General features: G+C 42.6%; 27 protein-coding genes. 15 read left to right on the top strand and 12 right to left on the bottom strand.

Annotation, left to right across the window (positions count from 1 at the left end; all coding sequences use genetic code 11):
* Positions 1 to 521 precede the first annotated feature (521 nt).
* Positions 522 to 1013 carry a YajQ family cyclic di-GMP-binding protein gene (locus AM500_RS20415; protein ID WP_053600881.1) on the bottom strand — a complete coding sequence of 164 codons (492 nt, stop codon included), beginning with the start codon at positions 1011 to 1013 and terminating at the stop codon, positions 522 to 524.
* A 137-nt stretch (positions 1014 to 1150) separates the two neighbouring features.
* On the opposite strand from AM500_RS20415, the gene AM500_RS20410 reads away from it, so the two are divergent.
* Complete coding sequence (locus AM500_RS20410; RefSeq protein WP_053601814.1) at positions 1151 to 2014, top strand: CvfB family protein; 864 nt, start codon at positions 1151 to 1153, stop codon at positions 2012 to 2014.
* Between the two features lie 546 nt (positions 2015 to 2560).
* On the opposite strand, the gene AM500_RS25180 is transcribed toward AM500_RS20410, so the two are convergent.
* Both AM500_RS25180 and AM500_RS20405 read right to left on the bottom strand, forming a co-directional pair.
* Positions 2561 to 2692 (bottom strand): DUF3941 domain-containing protein, encoded by a 132-nt coding sequence (locus tag AM500_RS25180; RefSeq protein ID WP_077247798.1) that lies wholly within the window; start codon positions 2690 to 2692, stop codon positions 2561 to 2563.
* A gap of 82 nt (positions 2693 to 2774) precedes the next feature.
* The gene (locus AM500_RS20405) at positions 2775 to 3638 is read right to left on the bottom strand and encodes a DegV family protein (RefSeq protein WP_053601813.1); all 864 of its coding nucleotides are present in this window, start codon (positions 3636 to 3638) and stop codon (positions 2775 to 2777) included.
* Between the two features lie 130 nt (positions 3639 to 3768).
* Here AM500_RS20405 and AM500_RS20400 point away from each other — a divergent pair, with 130 nt between their 5' ends.
* Together AM500_RS20400 and AM500_RS20395 are read left to right on the top strand one after the other, a co-directional pair.
* Positions 3769 to 4611 carry a YitT family protein gene (locus tag AM500_RS20400; protein ID WP_053600880.1) on the top strand — a complete coding sequence of 281 codons (843 nt, stop codon included), beginning with the start codon at positions 3769 to 3771 and terminating at the stop codon, positions 4609 to 4611.
* A 67-nt stretch (positions 4612 to 4678) separates the two neighbouring features.
* Positions 4679 to 5488 (top strand): BsuPI-related putative proteinase inhibitor, encoded by an 810-nt coding sequence (locus tag AM500_RS20395; protein WP_053600879.1) that lies wholly within the window; start codon positions 4679 to 4681, stop codon positions 5486 to 5488.
* Between the two features lie 167 nt (positions 5489 to 5655).
* Here AM500_RS20395 and AM500_RS20390 read toward each other — a convergent pair whose 3' ends face one another.
* The 3 genes from AM500_RS20390 to AM500_RS20385 all read right to left on the bottom strand — a co-directional run bounded on the left by AM500_RS20390 (position 5656) and on the right by AM500_RS20385 (position 6974).
* Complete coding sequence (locus tag AM500_RS20390) at positions 5656 to 5841, bottom strand: DUF3813 domain-containing protein (RefSeq protein ID WP_053600878.1); 186 nt, start codon at positions 5839 to 5841, stop codon at positions 5656 to 5658.
* Positions 5842 to 5844: 3 nt separating this feature from the next.
* Positions 5845 to 5991 carry a hypothetical protein gene (locus tag AM500_RS25975; RefSeq protein WP_197282628.1) on the bottom strand — a complete coding sequence of 49 codons (147 nt, stop codon included), beginning with the start codon at positions 5989 to 5991 and terminating at the stop codon, positions 5845 to 5847.
* Between the two features lie 158 nt (positions 5992 to 6149).
* Positions 6150 to 6974: a Cof-type HAD-IIB family hydrolase gene (locus AM500_RS20385; RefSeq protein WP_053600877.1), complete on the bottom strand. Its 825-nt coding sequence runs from the start codon at positions 6972 to 6974 to the stop codon at positions 6150 to 6152.
* Between the two features lie 199 nt (positions 6975 to 7173).
* On the opposite strand from AM500_RS20385, the gene AM500_RS20380 reads away from it, so the two are divergent.
* From AM500_RS20380 to AM500_RS20370, 3 genes are read left to right on the top strand one after another with little or no spacing between them, the layout of a single operon-like run.
* The gene (locus tag AM500_RS20380; protein WP_053600876.1) at positions 7174 to 7986 is read left to right on the top strand and encodes a prolyl oligopeptidase family serine peptidase; all 813 of its coding nucleotides are present in this window, start codon (positions 7174 to 7176) and stop codon (positions 7984 to 7986) included.
* A gap of 44 nt (positions 7987 to 8030) precedes the next feature.
* Entirely contained in the window at positions 8031 to 8339 is a 309-nt protein-coding gene (locus AM500_RS20375) for a metal-sulfur cluster assembly factor (protein WP_053600875.1), read from the top strand.
* A gap of 25 nt (positions 8340 to 8364) precedes the next feature.
* Positions 8365 to 8703 (top strand): DsrE family protein, encoded by a 339-nt coding sequence (locus tag AM500_RS20370; RefSeq protein WP_043933076.1) that lies wholly within the window; start codon positions 8365 to 8367, stop codon positions 8701 to 8703.
* Positions 8704 to 8974: 271 nt separating this feature from the next.
* Here AM500_RS20370 and AM500_RS20365 read toward each other — a convergent pair whose 3' ends face one another.
* Entirely contained in the window at positions 8975 to 9736 is a 762-nt protein-coding gene (locus AM500_RS20365) for a hypothetical protein (RefSeq protein WP_053600874.1), read from the bottom strand.
* A 284-nt stretch (positions 9737 to 10020) separates the two neighbouring features.
* On the opposite strand from AM500_RS20365, the gene AM500_RS20360 reads away from it, so the two are divergent.
* Positions 10021 to 11145, top strand: a complete 1125-nt coding sequence (locus AM500_RS20360; protein ID WP_053601812.1) for a TIGR04053 family radical SAM/SPASM domain-containing protein — start codon at positions 10021 to 10023, stop codon at positions 11143 to 11145.
* 144 nt (positions 11146 to 11289) lie between these two features.
* Here the strand turns inward: AM500_RS20360 and AM500_RS20355 are convergent, their stop codons facing one another.
* Positions 11290 to 11994, bottom strand: a complete 705-nt coding sequence (locus AM500_RS20355) for a Crp/Fnr family transcriptional regulator (RefSeq protein WP_053600873.1) — start codon at positions 11992 to 11994, stop codon at positions 11290 to 11292.
* A 371-nt stretch (positions 11995 to 12365) separates the two neighbouring features.
* Between AM500_RS20355 and moaA the strand changes: the two genes are divergently transcribed.
* On the top strand, positions 12366 to 13382 hold the full coding sequence (gene moaA / locus AM500_RS20350; protein ID WP_053600872.1) for a GTP 3',8-cyclase MoaA: 1017 nt from the start codon (positions 12366 to 12368) through the stop codon (positions 13380 to 13382).
* An 807-nt stretch (positions 13383 to 14189) separates the two neighbouring features.
* On the opposite strand, the gene ric is transcribed toward moaA, so the two are convergent.
* The gene (ric, locus tag AM500_RS20345; protein ID WP_053600871.1) at positions 14190 to 14885 is read right to left on the bottom strand and encodes an iron-sulfur cluster repair di-iron protein; all 696 of its coding nucleotides are present in this window, start codon (positions 14883 to 14885) and stop codon (positions 14190 to 14192) included.
* A 232-nt stretch (positions 14886 to 15117) separates the two neighbouring features.
* Here ric and AM500_RS20340 point away from each other — a divergent pair, with 232 nt between their 5' ends.
* The 4 genes from AM500_RS20340 (at position 15118) to AM500_RS20325 (ending at position 18291) form a co-directional block, all read left to right on the top strand.
* Positions 15118 to 16383: a molybdopterin molybdotransferase MoeA gene (locus tag AM500_RS20340; protein WP_053600870.1), complete on the top strand. Its 1266-nt coding sequence runs from the start codon at positions 15118 to 15120 to the stop codon at positions 16381 to 16383.
* A complete protein-coding gene (gene mobB, locus AM500_RS20335; RefSeq protein WP_082347315.1) occupies positions 16371 to 16892 on the top strand; it encodes a molybdopterin-guanine dinucleotide biosynthesis protein B in 522 nt (173 codons plus the stop codon). Before AM500_RS20340 ends, mobB begins: the two co-directional genes overlap by 13 nt.
* Positions 16893 to 16995: 103 nt before the next feature.
* The gene (locus AM500_RS20330) at positions 16996 to 17418 is read left to right on the top strand and encodes a respiratory nitrate reductase subunit gamma (protein ID WP_053600868.1); all 423 of its coding nucleotides are present in this window, start codon (positions 16996 to 16998) and stop codon (positions 17416 to 17418) included.
* A 156-nt stretch (positions 17419 to 17574) separates the two neighbouring features.
* Entirely contained in the window at positions 17575 to 18291 is a 717-nt protein-coding gene (locus AM500_RS20325) for a YwiC-like family protein (RefSeq protein WP_053600867.1), read from the top strand.
* A gap of 176 nt (positions 18292 to 18467) precedes the next feature.
* On the opposite strand, the gene AM500_RS20320 is transcribed toward AM500_RS20325, so the two are convergent.
* Positions 18468 to 19160, bottom strand: coding sequence for a Crp/Fnr family transcriptional regulator (locus AM500_RS20320; protein WP_053600866.1), 693 nt, complete (start codon positions 19158 to 19160; stop codon positions 18468 to 18470).
* A gap of 235 nt (positions 19161 to 19395) precedes the next feature.
* On the opposite strand from AM500_RS20320, the gene AM500_RS20310 reads away from it, so the two are divergent.
* Positions 19396 to 19581, top strand: a complete 186-nt coding sequence (locus AM500_RS20310) for a YjzC family protein (RefSeq protein WP_043933066.1) — start codon at positions 19396 to 19398, stop codon at positions 19579 to 19581.
* A 165-nt stretch (positions 19582 to 19746) separates the two neighbouring features.
* On the opposite strand, the gene AM500_RS20305 is transcribed toward AM500_RS20310, so the two are convergent.
* The gene (locus AM500_RS20305) at positions 19747 to 19935 is read right to left on the bottom strand and encodes a YjzD family protein (protein ID WP_053600864.1); all 189 of its coding nucleotides are present in this window, start codon (positions 19933 to 19935) and stop codon (positions 19747 to 19749) included.
* A 175-nt stretch (positions 19936 to 20110) separates the two neighbouring features.
* Here AM500_RS20305 and AM500_RS20300 point away from each other — a divergent pair, with 175 nt between their 5' ends.
* Both AM500_RS20300 and AM500_RS20295 read left to right on the top strand, forming a co-directional pair.
* Positions 20111 to 20842, top strand: coding sequence for a hypothetical protein (locus tag AM500_RS20300; protein ID WP_053600863.1), 732 nt, complete (start codon positions 20111 to 20113; stop codon positions 20840 to 20842).
* Between the two features lie 70 nt (positions 20843 to 20912).
* Entirely contained in the window at positions 20913 to 21686 is a 774-nt protein-coding gene (locus AM500_RS20295; RefSeq protein ID WP_053600862.1) for a hypothetical protein, read from the top strand.
* 231 nt (positions 21687 to 21917) lie between these two features.
* Here AM500_RS20295 and AM500_RS20290 read toward each other — a convergent pair whose 3' ends face one another.
* Positions 21918 to 22166 carry a hypothetical protein gene (locus AM500_RS20290; RefSeq protein ID WP_053600861.1) on the bottom strand — a complete coding sequence of 83 codons (249 nt, stop codon included), beginning with the start codon at positions 22164 to 22166 and terminating at the stop codon, positions 21918 to 21920.
* Positions 22167 to 22248: the final 82 nt, after the last annotated feature.

Raw genomic sequence — 22248 nt, 5'->3', positions numbered from 1 at the left:
ATATTTCCTTTTTTAAGGCAAATACTAACGTGGAAAAAAACGGAAGAGCTCTAATTTTAGGATTGAGCATGTTTCCAATTTGCTTGTGAAGGCGGGAACAGGCGGAAAAAAAGTGGCTAGCCTACCTTCATTCGGCTTATGAAGACGGGAACAGGCAGAAAAAAGTGGCTAGCCCACCTTCATTTGGCGGGAAAAAAGTGGCTAGCCCACCTTCATTCGGCTAATGAAGGCGGGAACAGGCGGAAAAAAAGTGGCTAGCCCACCTTCATCAAGAAGGGGGGGGTCAGTTAGTATTCGTGCTGAGTGATGACTGGTTTAGGGGGGCGGACTCAAGATATTTCGAAGCACTGGATAAATCGGCTATTGAAGGGAAAGTTTTGGGGTATTTAAAAGAGTAATGCTTAAAAATTGATCTTCGGCTATAGAGGTAATTTTATGGAGACCTCAAAAAACTGCCCGCTTACAGGTCAAAAAAAGATAAAAACAACCGGGACATTTTATCCCGGTTGTACACAATACATTTAGCGGTAATTAAGGAATTGAACATCAACTGTGAGGTCAGCTTCCTTGACTGCGGCAATGATTCTCTGCAGGTCATCACGGCTTTTTGCCGTTACACGGATTTGGTCATCCTGAATTTGGCTTTTCACCTTAAGGCCGCTATTTTTAATAAGCGTATTGATTTTCTTGGCATTGTCTTTGTCGATACCCTGAACAAGCTTTGCACGCTGGCGAACTGTTCCGCCAGAGGCACCCACGATTTTTCCATAATCAAGGTTCTTGATCGGCACGCCGCGCTTGATCAGTTTGCTAATCAGAACATCCTTCAGCTGGCCCAGCTTGTATTCATCATCAGAGACAAGCACAAGCTCTTCCTTATCCAGCGTTACCTGGCTTTTCGATCCTTTGAAGTCATAGCGAGTTGAGATTTCTTTGGCAGTTGCAGTTAAGGCGTTTTTGACTTCTTCAAAATCAACTTTGGATACAATATCAAATGAGCTATCTTTTGACATGAAATACCTCCGATACGATTTTTCTTTCCATGTTCCATTATAGTAGAATATAGAAGGTGAAACAATAGATGGCAAAAGAGAGGGATAGTGCCAAACGGCCGTACCAGGTCCCAGAAGAAATAGATGGAGGTACAATAATGGCTTTAATTGAACAGGTAGGACAAATAGTAACATTGGATGTTGCAAGGAAAGCAGCTTACGGGTTCTTTTTGACCGATGGAGAAGAGGATGTGCTGCTTCACAGCAATGAAGCTGAGTCAGAATATGAGGAAGGGGACAAAGTCGAGGTTTTCCTATACCCCGATGCTCATGGACGGGTGGTCGCGACCTCTAAAATGCCTTCGATTAAAGCAGGCGAGTATGCCTGGCTGAAGGTTGTTGATACAAAACCAGGCATTGGTGTGTTCCTGGATATCGGTATCCAGAAGGACATTTTGCTGGGCGAAGAGGATTTGCCAGCGCACAAGTCCATCTGGCCGATAGTGGGGGATATGGTTTATGCCACAATCCGAGTGAATCGCCAGTACAGGCTATATGCGAAGCTTGCAACAGATCCAGTCATCCAGGAGATTTCAGCAAAAGCAACACGCTCTGATTTTAATAAAAATGTGCAGGGTCATATTTACAGGACCGCGAAGGTAGGAAGCTGGATCCATACACTCGAAGGTTTCAGGGGCTTCATTCATGAATCACAGCGTGCCGAAGAACCGCGTCTCGGGCAAAAAGTTGAAGGGCGGATCATTGATGTAAAAGAGGATGGTTCCGTAAATGTATCCTTGCTTGCGCGGAAACAGGATTCACTTGAAGATGATGCTGAATCCATCTTTGATTACCTTCTGTCTCGTAATGGCGCGATGCCGTTTACCGATAAAAGCCAGCCTGATGATATCAAGGAGCGTTTCGGGATGAGCAAAGGCGCATTCAAGCGGGCGCTTGGAAAATTAATGAAGGATGGCAAAGTGTATCAGGAAGGCGCCTGGACGTATAAAAAGGAACAATAAGCGCAGGTTGCAGCCGGATCCAATTTATGGGTTCGGCTTTTTTACGGATATTCGTTGGTTAAAAAGTGCTGTATTCAGTATTTGTATTAGGAAAATACAATGTGATGTTTGTCAGTGTTACTATATTTTCGCAAGGTGTAACTAGTAAGTCTCTGAGTAATGCTAGTGAAAAATTACCATCCTGCATGTTAGGTGTAGTGAAAAAGTGCAGCGTTGATGAATAGTACTTTCTAGTACTACTCAGAGTATTACTAGATTTTTATTGCGTATGACTAGTGAGTCTCTGAGTAATCCTAGTGAAAAATTGCCATCCTGCAGGTTAGATTTAGTGAAAAAGTGCAGCTTTGATGAATAGTACTTTCTAGTACTACTCAGAGTATTACTACATTTTTATAGCATGTGACTAGTGAGTCTCTGAGTAATGCTAGTGAAAAAATACTATGTGCATGTTAGGTGTAGTGAAAAAGTGCAGCTTTGGTGAATAGTACTTTCTAGTACTAATCAGAGTATAAAAAAAAAAGGCCCGTATATCCGGGCCTTCCTTAACTATAAATGATCGGTCTTCTTGGAATACGAATCCCTGCCGGCTTTACGGTTCTTTTCGCGCATCATGTTTTTTTCGTGGCGGAGTGCGTTATTGTCTTTTGCTTTTTTGTCATTGTCTGATGTGTGGGGCATAGTAAAAACTCCTTTCCAGATAATACAGACTTAGTGTCTGTAGAACCGGAAAGGAGTATGCAGAACGCTTTTACAAAAAAAATTAGGAACGGCGGAGCTCATTCAGAAAGAAAATCGCAATAGTTCCAGGTCCTGTATGTGCGCCCACTGCCGAGCCGATGTCGGTAATATAGACTTCCCTCGGGCTATATGCATCAACAATCATTTGCTTCATTTCATTTGCGGTTTCAAGGTCATCGGCGTGGCTGATGCCTATTACCTGCTGATTTAAATTCTGTCCGCGCTCTCCCATCACTTCAACGACACGGCGCAATAGCTTTTTCTTACCGCGAATTTTTTCGATCGGGACAAGCTTGCCGTCCTCAACATTCAGCAGCGGTTTAATATTCAAAAGTCCTCCAAGGAATGCTGACGCTTTTGAAACACGGCCGCCTTTTGCCAAATGATCGAGGTCTTCGACTGTAAACAAACTTTCCATATGCTTGCTTCGGAATTCTACATCGGCAAGAATTTCTTCTTTTGATGCCCCTGACGCTGCGAGTTTAGCTGCTCCAAGGACAATAAGACCATATCCGAGAGAAGCATTTTTTGTGTCCACAATGGACAGTCTGAAATCAGGATATTTTTCTTTCACCTGTTCGAGGACCATGACTGCTGTCTGGTAAGTACCGGAGAGCTGGGATGAAAACGCTATGTATATTCCATCTTCCTTATTTTCTGCCATTTCGGTAAATGCTTTTTCGAAACCAGCAGGCGAGGCCTGGGATGTCTTTGGCATCTTGCCGTTTCGAATCGCTTCAAATACTGTTTTTGGGGAAATGGTCCGCACATCCTCGTATTCTTCACCGTCAAGAAGGACCTTCAATGGGAAAAGGCCGACCCCATTCTCTTCATAAAAAGCCAGTGGCAAATCACATGCGCTGTCCGCAAATAGTCTTACTGCCATACTATCACCTGCTTTCAAACTTGTTCTCTTTCTTCAGTTTATCGGTTTCACCTAAAAAATACAATGAAGTTTGGACATATTTAGCTGAAAACGGGAACTATACAGGTAAGTATGGAAAGGGGCTGAACGAATGAATTGGCTTCATACAAAGAAACTGTTCATTGTCATCATCGGTGCCTTGCTTAATGCAATCGGCATGAATTTGTTTTTAATTCCAGCCGATGTGTATGCTTCTGGATTTACGGGTGCCGCACAGCTGCTTTCAAGGATTCTTACCGGAATTACACCTTTTGAAATCTCAACAGGCTTATTGGTACTTATATTGAATATCCCAGTTACCATCCTTGCTTGGAAAAAGGTAGGGAGGTCCTTCACGATTTACAGCTTTATCAGTGTTGTCCTTATGTCTTTTTTCCTTGAACTCATCCCGGTAAGGCATATATCCAATGATATCCTTCTGAATGCGGTTTTCGGTGGAGTCATTGCTGCAGTTGGCATTGGCATTACGTTAAAATGGGGCGCTTCAACAGGGGGACTCGATATCATTGCAATGGTCCTCTCCAGGGTAAAGGACAAACCGGTTGGAATCTATATTTTCGCTCTAAATTCAATCATCACTTTGTCGGCTGGATATTTATTTGGCTGGGAAAAAGCCTTATATACCCTTGTGAACCTTTATGCTTCCACAAGAGTGATAGATGCGATTCACACACGGGCCCAGAAACTGACGGCGCTAATTGTTTCGAAAAAAAGCCAAGAGTTAAGCAAAACGATCCAATCAACCCTAGTAAGAGGAATCACTGAAATTCCAGCCAAAGGGACTTTTACAAATGAAGACAAGCAAATCCTCATGGTTGTGATTACCCGTTATGAGTTATTCGATCTTGAACGGATTATTAAAGAAATAGACCCTAATGCTTTTACCAATATTATGCCCACCACCGCCGTACTGGGATTATTTCGGCGGGACTGATGTATTTTTTTGGCCTATAAAAAAGAACCTATGAATGGTGTCAATTTGAAAATATGGAGGGATCATCATGAATCTGCTAATCGCTTCCTGGCTGCTTCTGTCTGCCTGGATTCCAGTTATCCAAAATCAAGAGAACCCGGAACCAGGTGTTACAGTATCAATCAAGGCCGAACCTGGGGCGGAGGCTGCACAATTCCGCATCATTCTCTTTAATCCTACCGACAGGCCAGCAAAACTTGAATTTCCAACCTCGGAGTTTTATGAAGTCTTGGTTCTTGATAAGAATGGAAGTGAAGTGTACTCCTCCTCGAAAGGTAAAGCCTTTCTCCAGGCATTCCAGAATGTAACAGTTCCAGCAGGAGGGACGAAGGAATGGAAGGATGTTTGGAACTATTCGGCGGACGGAATACGGGTTCCAGAGGGACTGTATAAAGCAGCAGTTCATATTAAAGCTGTAAAGTTCAATGGCAAGCAAGTAAATCCTGAAGGAATGAAGGCGCAAACAGAAATTCAGGTTCCAGGAATCGGAGACAACCTACGTTCAGAAGAACCGTCTGAAAACACTGTCTTTCATACCATTAAAGTAACTGGTTCAAACGGCAGTTATACGGTTTCTGGCAAGGCCAGGCCCCGGACAGGGGAATTCTTTTATACAGTTGAGGATGGACACAATCAGCTGATTAAAGAGATGAAGGTTGTTTCGGGGAGTAAATATCCTGAATGGGCACAATTCGAATTAACACTGACGATACCTGCAAATAAGCTTCCAAAAAACGGAACACTCATTCTAAACTTGTATGAAAAGAATCCTGGAGGTTCAATAACAGGAGAACCTGTGGCCATTGTCCTTCAGCAATTTAAAGGTACCAATCAATAAGAAAAGCGCTGGCTAGGCGCTCCTCCTGTGAGCTAACGCGTAATTTCGTGCGATACAATTTTTGGGGAAGCTTTCCTTGTGGAGCTAGACAGAAAAAGCCGGGACGGATATCCCGGCTTTTCCTTTGCTCATATTTGACGTACAGCTAGCTGCATCATGCAATTATGTTATTCGAGGTTATCAAGCCTTGATTGCATTTCGCCAAGCTGAATCTGCTCAGCCCTGGTGGAGTTGGCATATGCAGAGCTAAGAGCGTTTTTCGCTTTGGCTATGGCTTCCTGCCTTCCTTCAGTTGGTGCAGTCAGAGCAGTTGCTGTAAAATGCCTTGCCTGTTGAAAAAGCTGATTGGCCATGTGTTATATACCTCCGTTCGAGGACTCACGGTTATCTGCCAATTTGCGTTCCTCGGCTTCGGCAAACGTCATATGGTACGGGATGCGCTGGCTATGCCTCGATACTGAATCCGACCCTTGCTTTACAAAACGCCTTGATCGTCGACCCATTCGGTATCCCTCCATTTATGAGCTTACAGTTTGAAACAGACAAGCTGTTTCAATGTTAGTATGTGCTTATAGGGCACTCCCTATATAGGAAAACGATGACAGAATGACTTTTTAAACAAGAAAAAAGCCCGGCCAATTATGGCAGGGCAAGGGTAAATCTAATAGATTTTTGTTTTCAAATTTAGAGCATTCTCAAGGTACACGCCTATTCCATCTTCCTGATTGGTCAGGGTAATATCCTTGGCGAGTGTTTTAAGTGCATCGATTGCGTTACCCATCGCTACACCTTTACCAGCGTACTCAATCATTTCAAGGTCATTATCTTCGTCTCCAAAGGCGATGACCCGCTCTTTTGGAATTCCATAATAATCTGCAACACGCTTTACTCCGACAGCTTTATTCATCCCGGTTTTTATAATTTCAATAACATGCCATGGAGCCGCCCAGCTGCGGTGGTCAATGACCTCGGCATGCACCTCGCTTAGATGGGCACGGATTTTTTTAACATCCTCTTCCTCGCTGTGGATTAGCATCGCAGTAGGGGAGTCCTCAAGCTTTTGGGCAAGGTCCCCTGACGTGATTTTTGGATTTCCCCACGTGAACAGGTCAATCAGTTTTTCATCATGGTAATGGAAATATACATCATCAATAACTTCGGCAATAATATTATGGAATGTAAAGTTCCTGCATGCCTCAACAATATCTTTTGCAACCTTAATATCGAGTGGGGTATGATACGCTCCCCACGTTTGGTCGAGAGGATGATGCACGAAGGCGCCATTGAAATTGACGATTGGGGTGTCAAGACCAAGCTCATGGTAATACATCTCGCTTGAACGATACGGCCGGCCTGTTGAAATCATCACAATATGGCCTTCTTCTCTTGCCTTCGCCAGAACATTTTTCGTTTTATCGGAGACAACCTTATCATCCGTTAGCAGCGTTCCATCCAAATCAAGTGCAATCAAGTGTTTTTCTGTCATGGCAGCTCCTTCTTAGTGCAAACTTTTTATATAAGGGTATTTTTTATGATTCCCGCTGTAAAAATGATAAACTAGTGGTGACATTTGTTACAGCGTCTATAAACAACATGTTACCAATAAAACAGCCAAGGTGTAAAAAAATTCACACCAAACGGATTTAAAATCCGATATAATCCAAATGTGTGGGAGGGTTTTTCGTTTGATTGGCATAAATAAGGAAGTAGTTAACAGTATTCCCGTCCTGCATGTGATTGATGAGCACCTACAAGCGGAACAGCTGCCTTTTATTATTTTTATCCATGGCTTTGGCAGTGCAAAGGAGAATAATCTCCATATTGCTTATTTGCTTGCTGAGAAAGGTTTTCGCGTTATCCTCCCAGAAGCAGTCCATCATGGAGAACGTGAAGCGGGCCTGTCCCAAAATGAGTTATCTGTTCGCTTTTGGGAAATTGTAATAAATACAATCCATGAAGTAAATGGCCTGAAGGACTATTATGTTGAAAAAGGACTTGCCGACCCGGAGAGAATTGGGCTTGCAGGGACTTCAATGGGCGGGATTGTCACACTTGGCGCACTGACCCAGTATAATTGGATTCGTGCAGCAGTAAGTTTGATGGGTTCCCCTAATTATTATGATATGGCTAACTGGCAAGTTTCCGAGCTACAAAAGCAGGGCTACAACCTTCCCCAATCCGAAGAGGAGTTAAGGGTTCAGCTAGAGGCATTAAAGGAATATGACCTGACCCTTCAGCCCGAAAAACTGGCAGACACACCTCTTTTATTCTGGCATGGTGAAGCCGACACGATTGTTCCTCACCGGTTTGCCTGGGAGTTTTACCAAAGCTTGCAGGAGGATAAAGGACGCCAGGGAGCTCTGAAGTTTATTTCCGAAAAACATGTTGGGCACAAGGTGACAAAGCAGGGTACATACGGCCTTGTCGATTGGTTTGACCTTCACCTTGGATCTGGAATTATGGCGGATGAAAAGCATCTCAACAGGGTATTGGACTAGAAAAGGAATAATGCTTTTAAAAATATATGATAGGAGCGATATAAATGGATCAGGATTTAAAAGATAGTATCATGGGAGCATTGGAGCTTGTTATCGACCCTGAACTGGGCATTGATATTGTTAACTTGGGTTTGGTTTATGATGTAGAGATGGATGAGGAAGGCGTTGCAACGGTTACCATGACATTGACTTCAATGGGCTGCCCGCTCGCAGGAACAATCGTCGACCAGGTAAAGCGTGCACTGGCTGATATTCCGGAGGTTAAGGATACAGAGGTAAACATTGTCTTCAATCCGCCTTGGAGCAGAGATATGATGTCCCGCTATGCGAAAATCGCATTAGGTATCAGGTAAATCAGACGGAAGGCGGGTCATTCTAATGAAGAACAAAGTAATCCTAGCCAGCTCAAGCCAGCTTGGCAGAGGTGATGAGCAGCTTGGTGAAAATGTCCTTGAAACATTTTTCACATTGCTAAAGCAGCGGGATGAGTTACCGAGGGCAGTATTCTGCATGAATTCTGGTGTATATTTGATGACAGATGATTCGTTCGTATCTGTTCACCTGAAGGAGCTTGAGCAGAAGGGCGTTGAAATACTTGCTTGTAAAACATGTGTTGAGCATTATGGACTAACCGAGGCCATCTCGGTAGGCAAGATTAGTACAATGGGCGAATTTGTCGAACTTGCCGCCAGCTATGAAGTATTGACGATTTCCTAAAGCGCAATAAGTGAATTAATTAAGCCAAAAAATGCTTGGGGCAAAATTTGCTCCAGGCATTTTTAAAACTAAATTTGTACCGAATTAGCCTAAATTTAGAACGGGATGCATTACAGGTTTAATACTCATTAGTGACCTCCGTATATTGTTCATCCCACTCCTCTCGTGCACAAATTCTTTACATAGTTTTTCTCGCCTATAATCTTTGAGCCAATCGAGCCCTAAAAACAAAAAACGTGAACCAAAAGGTAGCACGCTTTTTAAAAAATCATTATTCTTTATACAAATCCTCTATGTTGTAATGTGGTGTTCCCTTTCTCAGCAGTTCTTCATAAATATGTATTTCTTGCATTGATTCCATTGTTGAATAATCATAGGAGGGATGTTCAGACAAAGTGATGTTCTTCCCATTTATATAATAGTTAAAGATGGTAGTGGTTCCGCGCTGTTTGGTAACCATATTGAGATTTGGAATAATGCTGAGAATTTTTGCTTCCATTGCTTCTAGTGAAGCAGGGTCATCGACACTCAAGCTAAAATAATAACCGGAATTAGAATGTGCATTTTGGAGCTGAAAATTCTTAAAGTCATATACATCCTTGTAATTTTCCAATACTTTGTCAGGGTTTTGCTCGTAAGCCAATTGATTTATCGTTGCGGCTTGATGGGCATCCACTAAATCGAGAGTAGCATCGGGAATAGTACCTACTTCATTCCTCAATTCTGAAAAGTAAAGAGTTAGCAAGTGCCGGTGCAGACTATAAAGAATGCCTTCATTATTTACAATATGGAAAGTTTGTTCCTTTCCGCCGCTGGCTTTATAGCGGATGTCCCAACTTATATACTCTTCATCATCTTCTAACGCCTCTGAAGCCGGCTGAAATTCCTCCTGGGTATTCTCCACTGTCCAATCCCCTAAAAAATGATCAAGCATTTGTTTGTGAGTTTTCGTGTAATCCTCGTCATACGTTGTGGTGCAGCCGCTCAAAATTAATGAAAAACTTAGCAGAAAAAACAATGCAATTTTCCCCATCAAAAAGTCCTCACTTCCGTAAAAAAGCTGAAATATATCAAAATGCAGGTCACCGGGTAGATCGTCCAATCACATGATGTTTATATTTAGTATATAAACATGTTGTTTATGTTGTCATCCTTCACAATTACGTCAAAGAAACTTCCAGTGATGTGACGTACCTCACATTTTCACTATCCTGACAGTTTTATAATACGAGTAACAAGGCTAGTAACTGTAAGCCAATTAGGAGGCGTTTTAGTATGGCATTTATTCCAAATATGGCTTTCGACCCTGAACAGGTTATGAAAAAGAACCCCTTCGCGAGGGACTTTAATGAAAATCCTTTCATCGTTATATGGGAACTGACTCGTGCCTGCCAGCTTAAGTGTCTGCATTGCAGGGCAGAAGCACAATATATGCGTGACCCGCGTGAACTATCTTTTGAAGAAGGCAAGAACCTTATTGACCAAATATATGATATGCAAAACCCGATGCTTGTTTTTACAGGCGGCGACCCGCTCATGCGCAAGGATGTATTTGATATCGCCAAATATGCCGTCGAAAAAGGCGTACGCGTTTCAATGACACCAAGTGCAACGCCGAATGTCACAAAAGAAGCAATTGAAAAGGCGAAGGAAGTAGGGCTCTCCCGCTGGGCATTTAGCCTTGACGGTCCAAATGCTGAAGTCCATGACCATTTCAGGGGTACAGCCGGATCCTTTGATCTGACACTTGAACGGATTAAATATTTGCATGAACTTGAAATCCCGATACAAATCAATACGGTTATTTCACGTTATAACATCGATTATCTTGATGAAATGGCTCAATTGATGGAGGAACTTGAGTGTGTCCTTTGGAGTGTCTTTTTCCTTGTCCCGACAGGAAGGGGCCAGGAGAGCGATATGATTTCGCCGGTACAGCATGAGCACGTCTTCCGCTGGCTGTATGACTTGAGCAAAAGAGTTTCATTTGACATAAAAACCACTGCGGGCCAGCATTACCGCCGTGTCGTCATTCAGCAAAAAATGCGTGAGGCCAAGCAGCAAAAAGGGGATATCGAATACCTTGATGCATTGACTGAACACGGACTGACAGGTTCAATTGACGGCCTTGGCCGTGCGCCAAAAGGTGTAAATGATGGGAATGGGTTTGTTTTCATCTCCCATATCGGTGATGTATACCCAAGCGGCCTGCTGCCAATCAAGGCAGGCAACGTAAGAGAAACTCCGCTGGCCGAGATTTATCGGAATTCTCCAGTGTTTAAATCATTACGCAACCCGGATGAATACAAGGGCAAGTGCGGTGTCTGCGAATTCCGCCACGTATGCGGAGGATCCCGTTCGAGGGCCTATGCGATGACTGGGGACTATCTTGAAAGCGAACCATTCTGCGTTTACATCCCGAAGGCATTAAGGGAGAAGTAAACCCAGAGCTAGATAGCTCCAAAAAAGATATATCATCTAAATAGTACAAAAAACAGGGAACCCTGTGTAGCTGCAGGGCTCCCTGTATTGCTGTCAGTAAATAAAATGGCCAAAAAACCGCTGTTCTGGCCCTATCAAAACTTATTATTCTATACTGCAATACACTGCAGGGCAGTTCTCACAGCCGATTTCAAGTTTAAGATAATCAAGGTTATGAACAGTAATCTTTCCTTTTTTAATAGAAACAATACCGTCACGCTTTAACTCACTTAATATCCGGTTTGTACTTTCCCTGGATGTACCGCAGAAATTGGCAAGGTCCTGATTTGTTAATGGTAAATCAATTAGGATGCCAGTATCGAGGTGGACACCATAGCTGTTAGTCATGCGGATTAGTGTTGAAAATAGTGCGCCCCTTTTACCATTAAGTACAAGGTCCCTAAACTTGGTTTGTGTTTTCCTGAAATGGTCACTCATCCATTTCATAAATTCAAAAGCAAGAGTACTGTTCTGGAAAATTTCCGTTTCAATAACTTCCTTGCGAATTGCCGCGACTTCACCCTCCTCAAGTATTTTAGCACTTAGGAGATATTTCGGATTGGCGGTAAATAAAGTGAGTTCTCCGCAAATATCATTCTCACCACAGATCCGGAGAGAAAGTTCCCGGCCGTCTGAGGTAATCTTGCTTATTTGGATTTTTCCGGATAGGACGATGTAGAGTTCTTCAGCCTCCATCCCTTCCTGAAATAAAAACGAGCCGCGCTCTGTTTTAAATTTTCTATCCGCAAAATGGAGAATCTCTTTAATTTCGATCGAGTGGGTAGGTTTCATTGTTTTAACAGCGCCCATTTTCATCCACCTCTTTAGTTTATAATAAATACGTATCCGTCTGTGATTTAAGTTACTATTATTGTACATTACGTAAAAAGGTTGAAACCCAATTAACAATGACAATATAGTGAAAACTGTTAACATCGGGCCCAAACGTGAACTTTCTTTGACAACTGCTTCAGAAAAGTCAAAGACATAACCACAGAGAGTTGTTCTATGCTAAAATAAGATAATAAAGTAAACAATATGCAAATTGTGTTAATAGATTGATAATTTCCAGTTGGTATTGGGAGAAAGCATGAGAGTTCCTAGTAGCCACACCGTTTTTTGATAGTCTTTGATTAAGTATGCGGTGCCTGAAGTGAACCCCATATATTGGAGTTGATAGAATGGAAAAATCCATTATTAAAGATAAATTGAACCGGCCACTAAGGGATTTAAGGATTTCGGTCATCGATCGCTGCAATTTCCGCTGCCAATATTGCATGCCTGCAGATAAGTTCGGTCCTGATTTTGTATTTTTACCAAAGACGGCCCTGTTAAGTTATGAAGAGATTGAGAGGCTTGCCAGAATTTTTGTCAGCCTCGGGGTTGAAAAAATCCGCCTAACCGGCGGTGAGCCGCTACTCCGCAGGGACATGCCAGTGCTCGTTGAAAAGCTTTCAAAGATTGAAGGGCTGAGTGATATCGGGCTGACAACAAATGGCGTTCTGCTCCCTAAGTATGCGGAGCAGCTAAAAGCCGCGGGACTAAAAAGGGTAAATGTCTCCCTTGATAGCCTGAATGATAAGCTCTTCGGTGAAATTAATGGCCGAAATGTCGGAACAAAACCCGTCCTTGATGGGATTGCCGCTGCAAGAAAAGCCGGCCTTGGCGTTAAGGTGAATATGGTTGTCAAAAAAGGCCTAAATGACCAGGAGATTCTTCCGATGGCAGAATACTGCAAGAACAATGGCCTGCAGCTTCGATACATTGAATTTATGGACGTCGGCAGCACGAATGGCTGGAAAATGGATGATGTTATTACGAAAAAGCAAATCTTTGATATGCTATCAGAAAATTATGAGCTTGAAGCGGTAGACCCTGCATATTTTGGTGAGGTGGCCAAGCTGTATCGGTATAAAGGTACAGATAGGGAAGTGGGCTTCATTACATCTGTTTCTGAATCCTTCTGCTCCAGCTGTACACGCTCCCGTCTATCGGCCAATGGCCAGATTTTCACATGCTTGTTCAACGGGAACGGCCATGACCTGCGCAACTTTATGCGGAACGGTGCAACAGATGAGGAAATCGCAGAACGGGTAACATCGATTTGGAACGGCCGCTCTGACCGATATTCGGATGAACGAACCGAAGAAACAGCAGCTAACCGCAAAAAGATTGAAATGTCCTATATTGGCGGATAATAATTCCTCGAAGGATTAGGATAAGAAACTTACATCTTATAATTTTATGAGTAAACTGCCCGGCGTAACTCTCCAGGCAGTTTTTTTATTTAGTCCTCAAATTTATAGCGATCTGAAATTGTCTGAATAAGGTATTATGCTTAAGAGAATATCGGACCAACTTATTTAAAATGGAAGGTGCAAAGACTCGTCCCGAATGCGTTCGCTTTTCTCCTGCGGTACTTTTTCTAGTAAGACTATTCAACCTACTAAGAAAGGTCAGTGAACCTCTATTGACGACCGCACCCATGATTACATAACCAGCAGGGTCGTTAATAACCTCTATTGACGACCGCACCCGTGATTACATAACCAGCAGGGTCGTCAAGAACCTTTATTGACGACCGTACGCTCGATTCCATAACTAGCAGGGTCGTCAAGAATCTCTATTGACGACCGCACCCATGATTACATAACCAGCAGGGTCTCAAGAACCTCTATTGACGCCCGCAGGCTCAATTACATAACCAGTAGGGTCGTCAAGAACCGGGGAGACCCCAAATTGCGTTTGCTCCGAGGGGAATGAAATGCCGAAGACCTCGTGAACGGATATGCGCCTCTCTCTGCGATAATGATTCACTGGAACTTCCACTTTTGAGACGGTTATCAACATCGTTGTTTAACACAGCCATAAAATTAAAAAGGATGTAGGAAATCGCTCACGTAAAAGAAAAAAGGGAAAGTAACAAAAATAAATAGCTGCTCCTAAAAGGCGTCATTTCAACCTACCTTTAGAAGCAGCTTTCTTCATATAAAACTTCTTATATATTAGAAGTACCTTGGGAACAGGATATTGTTTTCAAGATGGACATGCATGAAGGTTTGCTCTTCAAGCATTTCCAGGCGGCGGTAGACGAGCCGGTATGTTCCGCATGCATCGATTGGCGGAGTAAAGTCGCCTGTTACCTCACGAAGCTGCTTAAGGATGGAACCGGCATGGTCATGCTCCTGTTCCAGTTCCTTAATGTAATTAAGGGCCTGTTCACGATCCTCAATGGTGTCCGCATCAAGCTGATTAATAAGAGGGAAGACCGTTGCTTCTTCTTTGTCTACATGCTCAAGCATTTCTTTTTTCAATTCATAAAAAAGTTCATTCATTTTCAATAACTCTGGATGGTTCTCGCCATGTACTCGGGCAACCTTGGTTACATACGGGCTCAGTGCCGCAAATTCATCGCGCAGTGGGTTATGGTATTGAGCAATCACATGATCGATAATTGACGGTGAGCTGGAATCCATCCATACCTTAAGGTCATTTTCTACTCCGCTGCTTTTTTGAATAACTTCTTCCAGATTCCCCATTAAGATTTCAAGATCCACGTTGCCCGCGGCGGCAGCTTCAGCAATAGGAGTCGCACCTCCGCAGCAAAAATCTATACGAACCTTTTTAAACACATCCGCAGTTTTTGGGAAATCATTCACTAGGTCTCTGACAAGAGTCTGTTCGGAATACGTTTTTACCATTAGTTATATATCCTCCTTGTAAAAGGTAATAATTCAGCTTCTATATCTAAATTACTTCATATGAATAAAGAAGTTGGTGATGTGCGTCACACTTGAGAATATTTTTCAATTAATTCAGGATTTAGACATAAAATATACACGATTTACACGTTTGCCATAGGGCATTGTTTCAAGTACCCTAATAGTGGAGATAGTTAAATGAACAAACAGTATTGGCTCAGGAGATGATTACATGCTCGAAATGAGAAAACCAATCTCTATTGGTGAAGCGGTTCAACGGATTATGTCACGTAAACAAAACGGCCAGTCCGAATTCATATCTATTAACGAGAGCTATGGGCGTTTTTTGGCAGAGGATCTTGTTGCAACCAGCGATGTTCCCCATTTCACGCGAGCGCCATATGACGGGTTTGCAATTCGTTCAGAGGATTCACTTGAGGCAGGATTGGAGAATCCTGTTGAATTTGAAGTGATTGACCATATCGGGGCAGGACAAACAACCTCAAAGGTACTTGGGAAAAGGCAGGCAGTCAGGATAATGACCGGTGCAATGATGCCGGAAGGGGCAGACGCAGTCATGATGCTCGAGCTTGTTAAAACCACCGAGCGCGATGGAAAAAACTTTATGACTATTAAACGCAAAATAAAAAAGGGCGAGAATGTTTCCTTTAAGGGAGAAGATGCCAAGGAGGGAGAAGTTCTTGTTAAAAAAGGGACCATCATTAATCCTGGAATCCAGGCGATGCTCGCTACCTTTGGATATGCGGAAGTGCCTGTAGCCAAAAAGCCGATTGTCGGCCTTTATGCAACTGGAACAGAACTCCTTGAAGTCAATGATCCGCTTGTCCCAGGCAAAATACGCAATAGCAATTCATACATGATTGCGGCGCAAATCGAACGTGCAGGGGCAAAGGCTGACTACTTTGGCAGCCTACCTGATGATTTTGACACATGTTTTGAAGCTGTTAAGGAATCATTGGATAAGGTTGATATGCTCATAACTACCGGCGGCGTTTCTGTAGGGGACTTCGATTATATGCCTGCGATTTATGAAAAACTGGGGGCTGAGGTGCTTTTTAACAAAGTTGGAATGCGGCCGGGCAGTGTAACGACTGTGGCTCATTTTAATGGAAAACTGCTGTTTGGGCTGTCCGGCAATCCTTCCGCCTGCTACGTTGGCTTCGAGCTATTTGCAAGGCCGATCATCAGAACGATGCTTTGCTCGAAAAAGCCCCACCTCCGTAAAGAACTAGCCATACTTGATACGGATTTTCCAAAGGCGAATCCTTTCACCAGGTTTGTCAGGAGCACAGTTTCATTCCAAAATGGAAGACTGATTGCCACTCCAAGCGGGCTGGATAAATCAAATATTGTCATGAGTCTTGCCGGAGCAAATTCACTTATGATTTTGCCAGGCGGGACCAGGGGGTTTGAAGCGGGAACAGAAGTGGAAGCCCTGCTCCTTGATGATCAAGAAGGAAGCGAATGGCCATGGTAAGGCCATTCGTTTTTCAGGTTGTCGGCTATCAAAACAGCGGCAAAACAACCCTGTCAGAGCGGCTGATTCGCCTGTTAACCAAAGAAGGGCTTAAAGTGGCAGCAATCAAGCATCATGGACATGGAGGTAAGCCGGCGGTTCCTGAAGGCAAAGATTCGACCAGGCATATGGATGCGGGAGCCATTGCTTCGCTTGTAGAAGGAGATGGCTCTCTTATTATGCATGCGGAACAGGAGAGCTGGGAACTGCACCAGCAGGTTTCTCTGCTTGCCGAGCTTGACCCGGATATAATTCTGATCGAAGGACATAAACGGGCAGGTTATCCCAAATTTGTCCTCGTGCGAAACCAAGGGGATGAAGAGCTGCCAAACCAGCTTGAACAGGTTATGGCAGTTCTTTATTGGGAAGCCGCTCCTCAAAACCTTCACGATGTTCCCGTCTTTCCAATAAAGTCTCATTCCATGCTGGATGAGCTTTTTCAAATAATCCTTAAAAAAATGCACCGATAGGCAAAATAGATGAATAATTTTCGAAAGCAGTTACTTTTGTCACTGAATTGTCATGATTTCTTATATAAAATGAAACATGTGATTTGTTAAGAGGAGTGACTGGATGGAGATATTTCATTGGTTTGCCTGGCTGATTTATCCTTATACCGTTGCAGCAGTTTTTGGAATGGGAATTGTATGGCAATATGGCTCTCCCGGTATTTTTCAGGAAATAGCCCCAAAGATGAGCCAGTTCCTCAATTGGTTTGTAAAATCGTTATGGTTGCTTACAACTGTAACAGGAATTGGATTAATTCTTTTTTATAGGTCAACGAGGGATTTGTCCAATATGTTTGAATGGCTGATAAGTTTGTTGCAGTTCAGGCCAGAGTTTGAATTGCTAAAAAGCGCATCCATCTTGACGCAAGTCCATTTATTATTGTTATTTACCTTTCTATTATTCATCTCGTTTACAAAGTATATTTCCTTTATTTCAAAGCCTTGTCAGTTCATAAAGGCAATCACTAAGAAATATGTTACTCGCTAAAAAGAAGGCAATTGCCTTCTTTTTTTATTGGTTTCGGAAAGTGATTCGTTCTCAATTTCGTCATTTTAATAAACACTATCTGTGACGTACTTCACACTTTTAACTGTTTTGCTCGCCTATGATAAAGGTAAGAAAAAGCAAACAGGGGTGTTTTACATGAAATTATTTATGCCAAAACAGCACGGTGCATGGGCGATGCTGATTGTTCCTTTCTGGCTGGGAGTTGTGGCCTCGGGGTTTGTTTGGGAGCATGTCCCATTCTTTTTAGGATGGATATTTCTCTATTTGGCGACATACCCAATGCTGCTTCTTTTTAAAAAGAAGAAAATTGCCTTCCATGTAAAATGGATAGTTATTTACCTGGTACCCGCGCTCTTGCTTTTGCTCTTCCCATTGTTTGAGCGGCCGTCAGTTGTCTATTTTGGTCTAATGATGCTTCCCTTTTTCGCTATTAATGCCTACTTTTCGTCAAAAAATAAGGATCGTCATATAATAAATGATTTCAGTGCGATTTTTGCATTTTCCTTCGCTGGACTGGCAAGCGCATATTTGCCGGCTGGAGCAGTATCAGGAGAAGCAATGCTCGTGTTCATAGTGTCTGTTTTGTTTTTCATCGGCAGCACATTCTTTGTTAAATCCATGATACGTGAAAAGAAAAATAGCAATTTCAAGTTGATATCCTGGGGATATCATGCTGCTGTCACAGTCTTCTGGATCATTATGTCTCAATGGCTGATTGCAGTCGCTTTCCTGCCGAGCCTCGCAAGGGCAATCGGCTTTTATGGAAGGAAAATGAGTCCGATTCAAATCGGTGTTGCTGAAATCGTTAACTCGGTGTTATTCTTCATTTTCATAGCAGTGCACCTAATATAAGCAGATTGAAGGAGGAGAGGCAACTGCCATCTCCTCCTTTTACTTAGTTGATAATTTGTATGGACGGATAGAGCATCAGGAATTTTGTTTTGCCATGTGGTGCGGGGGGGGAGACTTCTTTCAAGCTGAGGGTATGAAAAAAACCTGCCGAAATGATTCGGCAGGCCTTATTTATGTTAATCAATATTACAAATTTCCTTCGGGCAGTTTTCACAGTCAATTTCTCTTCTTAGGAAAGGGAGCTGGTGAATCGTGATGATTCCTTTATCTATCGATATGATTCCCTTTTTTCGGAGTTCGCTCAACAGACGGTTAACAACTTCCCTTGAAGTGCCGCAGAAATTTGCGACCTCCTGGTTTGTTAAGAGCAAGTCAATCATGATGCCATTGCTTGTTTTAACTCCATAACTGTTGGCCATCCGAATCAAGGTGGAGTATAGGGCGCCTTTTTTTCCATGAAGGACAAGATCACGGAATTTTGTTTGTGTTTTCCTGTATTGCTGGCTCATCCATTTCATGAATTCCAATGCCAGCTCATTGTTCTCAGCCAGCTTGGCCTCGAGATGATCTTTCATGATAACTGCGACTTCTCCGCTTTCCATCGCCTTTGCACTTAAGAGGTTCCTGGGAGTAGCACAGAAGATGTTCAACTCACCGATAAGATCACCCTCCGAACAAATCCTCAATGTCAATTCCCTGCCATCAGGAATGATTTTGCTTACCTGAATTAATCCGCTAAGAAGAATGTATATTTCCTTTGAAGGAGAGCCTTCCTGGAACAAGAAGTTCCCTTTTTCAATCTTTTGGATATGATGAGTCTCTCTAAGAATTTCATTTAGTTTTGCCGGTGCTCCTGCAAGAGATTGCATGATTGCCACCTACCTTTAGAAGGATACTTTATTTTCCATGTCAAGATTAGTTATTACTATTATTATATTGCTAACGAAATAAAAAAACTATATGTTGGGGAGAAGGTTCATACAAATGACAAATTCAACATTGATTTCATTCCCCTGTTTGTCAAAACTTGCCTTCATGTTGTTTGGGACCTCGGAAATACTAATGGCAGGCATTAATAAGCCATAAAGCAAGGAGGATTATCATATGGGACAAAACCATCAGTTCAAACCAGGGCAAAAGGCTCCGAATAATGGTACGTACATTGAAATAGGTGATACCGGGAGCCCGGTAACCAATCCGCAGAAAATTCATCTGAAGAAAGGCCAGCCATTCCCTGAAGCTTCGAATCATGAGAGAATCTGGACCTATACTGATAAAAGAGGCCACTAAAAAGTAGTTCAATTTTAGCCATCGAGGACGATGGCTTTTATTTTTTGCTCATTAGCTATGGAAATTTCACTTTGTACTCAGAGGTTGAACCATTTTTAATTCGGGTAAAAGAAAAGGACTTTATAAAAGCAAAAGGCCATCCGTTTAGGATGACCTTGCAATGGATTAATGATGATGGTTTTCAACAGGATCGTTAGGAATTAACACAGGAACGAATGATACGATTGCAGCGGTAATGATACCTAGGACCGCAGCACCCTTGTAGTCGAACGCGGCTCCAAGCATGGATGTCGAAACATAAGCCAACATTTCTACTAAAAGAATTACCCAGAAAAATGTCCAAAAATATTTCATATTGTCACCTCAACCCGTCATAATCTCTTTTCATCTTATCACAATGACCAAAGAGAAGAAAACGAAAATATAGTTAAAAAACATGATATGGTTGCATTTTGGGAAAAGTCCCTATTTCATTCCTTGCGTGGCTACATACACTAGTTAGTGGATAAAGGCAGAAGGAGTTTTAAGTATGGAAAATCGTCATTTTCAACTGGAAAACGAATGGAGTGCAATCTATTACCCCGAAAAACCAACCGGATTCGGAGTGATGATCTTTGGTGATGAACGGCATTTTGTGAATGAAGAAACAAGCTTTTGGAAACAAAATCCCGGGAAACAACAAATACTCTCCACATTGAAGGAAGCTGGCTATACGCTCTTTACTTCAAATTTCCATGGAAGGCATTGGGGTTCGGCGAAAGCTGTCCTGCTAGGCTCCTTGCTATATAGCTATGTAATGAAAAATGAAATCCTGAATAATAAAATCCATATTATTGCAGAGGGGATGGGGGCCCTGGCTGCTTTAAAAATGGCGAACGAGATGAAGGGGAATATCCGGTCGGTAGTATTAATTAACCCAATCCTTTCGCTGAAAATGCATATGGAACAGGAGAAAGAACATAGATTTTTTTACAAAAAAGTTTTGAAGGAGATAGCCGAAGCCCATGAAATGGACAGCCGAATTGCGGCACGACATATCGAGTCTGAAAGTAAGCCTGATCTATCATTTGGTATCCCTATTCGAGTAGTGTACATCCTTGCCGGGGGCAGGTCATACCAGCAATCTCGCACATGCAAGAATATAATCGATGCGGTCCGTGGCCAGGCGCAGATAACCGAAACCTTTATGCTTCCGGAAAAAGCCAGTCAGCTGGGAGGGGAAATCGCTAAATTTTTTTCCAGGCATGAAAAAGTCCTATAAGATGCATCTTCTGGAAATATTTTTAGCCTGCAGGCATACGATACAGTGAAACCTGCAAGGAGGAAATAGCATGGAAAAGGCAACAGTTATTGGAGCATTCGGTTTTTTTGGATTTCATCTTTGTAAGATTTTACTTGAGCGCGGTTACGAGGTTGTAGGTATTCCATATGGAAATGAATCAGCATCCTATAAGGAAGATATGATGAATGAAATAGGCAGAAACGGCAATTTCCAAAGCATGCCGTACGAATCAAAAGCTGAATTCTTGGAAGATCCAGGGGTCATTGTTATCTCTATGTACGATTGGCTCAACCTTGATGATCATAAGAATTGTCTACAGAGCGTTAGCTCTATTATTGAAAAAAAAGACTGGGAAGGGTCAGTGGTTCTTATTTTACCAATTGAACTCGCATTCACAGAAGACTGCATTGCCGAAAGTGAAAGCGAGACCATCATGAAAGTTTATCTGCCGACACTATTTGGTCCATATCAGCCTGAAAGATATATATTTCAAGAAGTGATTTTAGGAAAAACTGACTCACCTGATCCTAACCAGGAGTATACGGGGGATGCAATTTATTGCGATGATGCCGCCGAAAAGGTGATAGAACTTATAGAGCGGGGAAAAGCAGAGAATTTTGTATTAAGGAGCAATTGCAAGGATAATTGGAGATCGTGTGCAGAATTGTTGGGGATATCCTTGCCAGAAAGCCTGCAAAGCAACCACATAATAAATGAAGGAATACAGATTGAATCAGTAGCAGCATCAGTTTCGAATAAGGAAGGTCTTGCCAGGCAGAGACGCTCTGCGATTCGGACGATTTGCGAAGCGTGGAATTTATAACGACAATTATTTATGGAAGAAGAAAGCTGCCTGGGAACAGGCAGCTATTTATTTTGGTCCAGCTCCACAAGGAAAGCTTTCGGGAATAATATTGCAAGGACACAAAGGGAAGCATCTGTGTATAAACATCGCAGAGACACAAAGGAAAGCTTCCGTGAATAATCATCGCAGGGACAGGCGAATTTGGCCTGTGGCGAGCCGTTCTTTGCCTTTCATGAAGGCGCTTCTGCTTTAGCTCTTCCAGAATTGCTGGATCTGGGGGTAGACTTTAGATATAACAGGTTTTAGTTTTTCAGCTGAATCAGCCAGGTTATCGATAACATCTAAAAGAAGGGCGTAATCAATTGAATTTTTGCTGTGAGTACCATTAAGGATCTCGAAAAGTGGATTCTCCTGTCCTTTTTCAGGTTTGGGGTTTCTTCTCGCCCCGAACATCATTTTTGAAAAGCGATCTTCCCTTTCCGGCAGTTTCTCGTCCATTGTAGACCTCCTCTCAAAACAGCTCTCTCCATATTAATAGTATGTTGCGGTGGAGTAAGTGGATGGACAAATGCGGAGAACA

This window comes from Bacillus sp. FJAT-18017 (assembly GCF_001278805.1).
Lineage (GTDB): Bacteria > Bacillota > Bacilli > Bacillales > Cytobacillaceae > Bacillus_D.
The sequence above is the reverse complement of the archived record's forward strand: the minus strand, read 5'-3'. Positions and strand labels throughout refer to the sequence as shown.

Excerpts from the sequence above, each read along its gene's own strand:
- AM500_RS20415 (WP_053600881.1), bottom strand. The coding sequence starts at position 1,013 with ATGTCAAAAGATAGCTCATTTGATATTGTATCCAAAGTTGATTTTGAA.
- AM500_RS20410 (WP_053601814.1), top strand. The coding sequence starts at position 1,151 with ATGGCTTTAATTGAACAGGTAGGACAAATAGTAACATTGGATGTTGCA.
- AM500_RS25180 (WP_077247798.1), bottom strand. The coding sequence starts at position 2,692 with ATGCCCCACACATCAGACAATGACAAAAAAGCAAAAGACAATAACGCA.
- AM500_RS20405 (WP_053601813.1), bottom strand. The coding sequence starts at position 3,638 with ATGGCAGTAAGACTATTTGCGGACAGCGCATGTGATTTGCCACTGGCT.
- AM500_RS20400 (WP_053600880.1), top strand. The coding sequence starts at position 3,769 with ATGAATTGGCTTCATACAAAGAAACTGTTCATTGTCATCATCGGTGCC.
- AM500_RS20395 (WP_053600879.1), top strand. The coding sequence starts at position 4,679 with ATGAATCTGCTAATCGCTTCCTGGCTGCTTCTGTCTGCCTGGATTCCA.
- AM500_RS20390 (WP_053600878.1), bottom strand. The coding sequence starts at position 5,841 with ATGGCCAATCAGCTTTTTCAACAGGCAAGGCATTTTACAGCAACTGCT.
- AM500_RS25975 (WP_197282628.1), bottom strand. The coding sequence starts at position 5,991 with ATGGGTCGACGATCAAGGCGTTTTGTAAAGCAAGGGTCGGATTCAGTA.
- AM500_RS20385 (WP_053600877.1), bottom strand. The coding sequence starts at position 6,974 with ATGACAGAAAAACACTTGATTGCACTTGATTTGGATGGAACGCTGCTA.
- AM500_RS20375 (WP_053600875.1), top strand. The coding sequence starts at position 8,031 with ATGGATCAGGATTTAAAAGATAGTATCATGGGAGCATTGGAGCTTGTT.
- AM500_RS20370 (WP_043933076.1), top strand. The coding sequence starts at position 8,365 with ATGAAGAACAAAGTAATCCTAGCCAGCTCAAGCCAGCTTGGCAGAGGT.
- AM500_RS20365 (WP_053600874.1), bottom strand. The coding sequence starts at position 9,736 with ATGGGGAAAATTGCATTGTTTTTTCTGCTAAGTTTTTCATTAATTTTG.
- AM500_RS20360 (WP_053601812.1), top strand. The coding sequence starts at position 10,021 with ATGAAAAAGAACCCCTTCGCGAGGGACTTTAATGAAAATCCTTTCATC.
- AM500_RS20355 (WP_053600873.1), bottom strand. The coding sequence starts at position 11,994 with ATGGGCGCTGTTAAAACAATGAAACCTACCCACTCGATCGAAATTAAA.
- moaA (WP_053600872.1), top strand. The coding sequence starts at position 12,366 with ATGGAAAAATCCATTATTAAAGATAAATTGAACCGGCCACTAAGGGAT.
- ric (WP_053600871.1), bottom strand. The coding sequence starts at position 14,885 with ATGGTAAAAACGTATTCCGAACAGACTCTTGTCAGAGACCTAGTGAAT.
- AM500_RS20340 (WP_053600870.1), top strand. The coding sequence starts at position 15,118 with ATGCTCGAAATGAGAAAACCAATCTCTATTGGTGAAGCGGTTCAACGG.
- mobB (WP_082347315.1), top strand. The coding sequence starts at position 16,371 with ATGGCCATGGTAAGGCCATTCGTTTTTCAGGTTGTCGGCTATCAAAAC.
- AM500_RS20330 (WP_053600868.1), top strand. The coding sequence starts at position 16,996 with ATGGAGATATTTCATTGGTTTGCCTGGCTGATTTATCCTTATACCGTT.
- AM500_RS20325 (WP_053600867.1), top strand. The coding sequence starts at position 17,575 with ATGAAATTATTTATGCCAAAACAGCACGGTGCATGGGCGATGCTGATT.
- AM500_RS20320 (WP_053600866.1), bottom strand. The coding sequence starts at position 19,160 with ATGCAATCTCTTGCAGGAGCACCGGCAAAACTAAATGAAATTCTTAGA.
- AM500_RS20310 (WP_043933066.1), top strand. The coding sequence starts at position 19,396 with ATGGGACAAAACCATCAGTTCAAACCAGGGCAAAAGGCTCCGAATAAT.
- AM500_RS20305 (WP_053600864.1), bottom strand. The coding sequence starts at position 19,935 with ATGAAATATTTTTGGACATTTTTCTGGGTAATTCTTTTAGTAGAAATG.
- AM500_RS20300 (WP_053600863.1), top strand. The coding sequence starts at position 20,111 with ATGGAAAATCGTCATTTTCAACTGGAAAACGAATGGAGTGCAATCTAT.
- AM500_RS20295 (WP_053600862.1), top strand. The coding sequence starts at position 20,913 with ATGGAAAAGGCAACAGTTATTGGAGCATTCGGTTTTTTTGGATTTCAT.
- AM500_RS20290 (WP_053600861.1), bottom strand. The coding sequence starts at position 22,166 with ATGGACGAGAAACTGCCGGAAAGGGAAGATCGCTTTTCAAAAATGATG.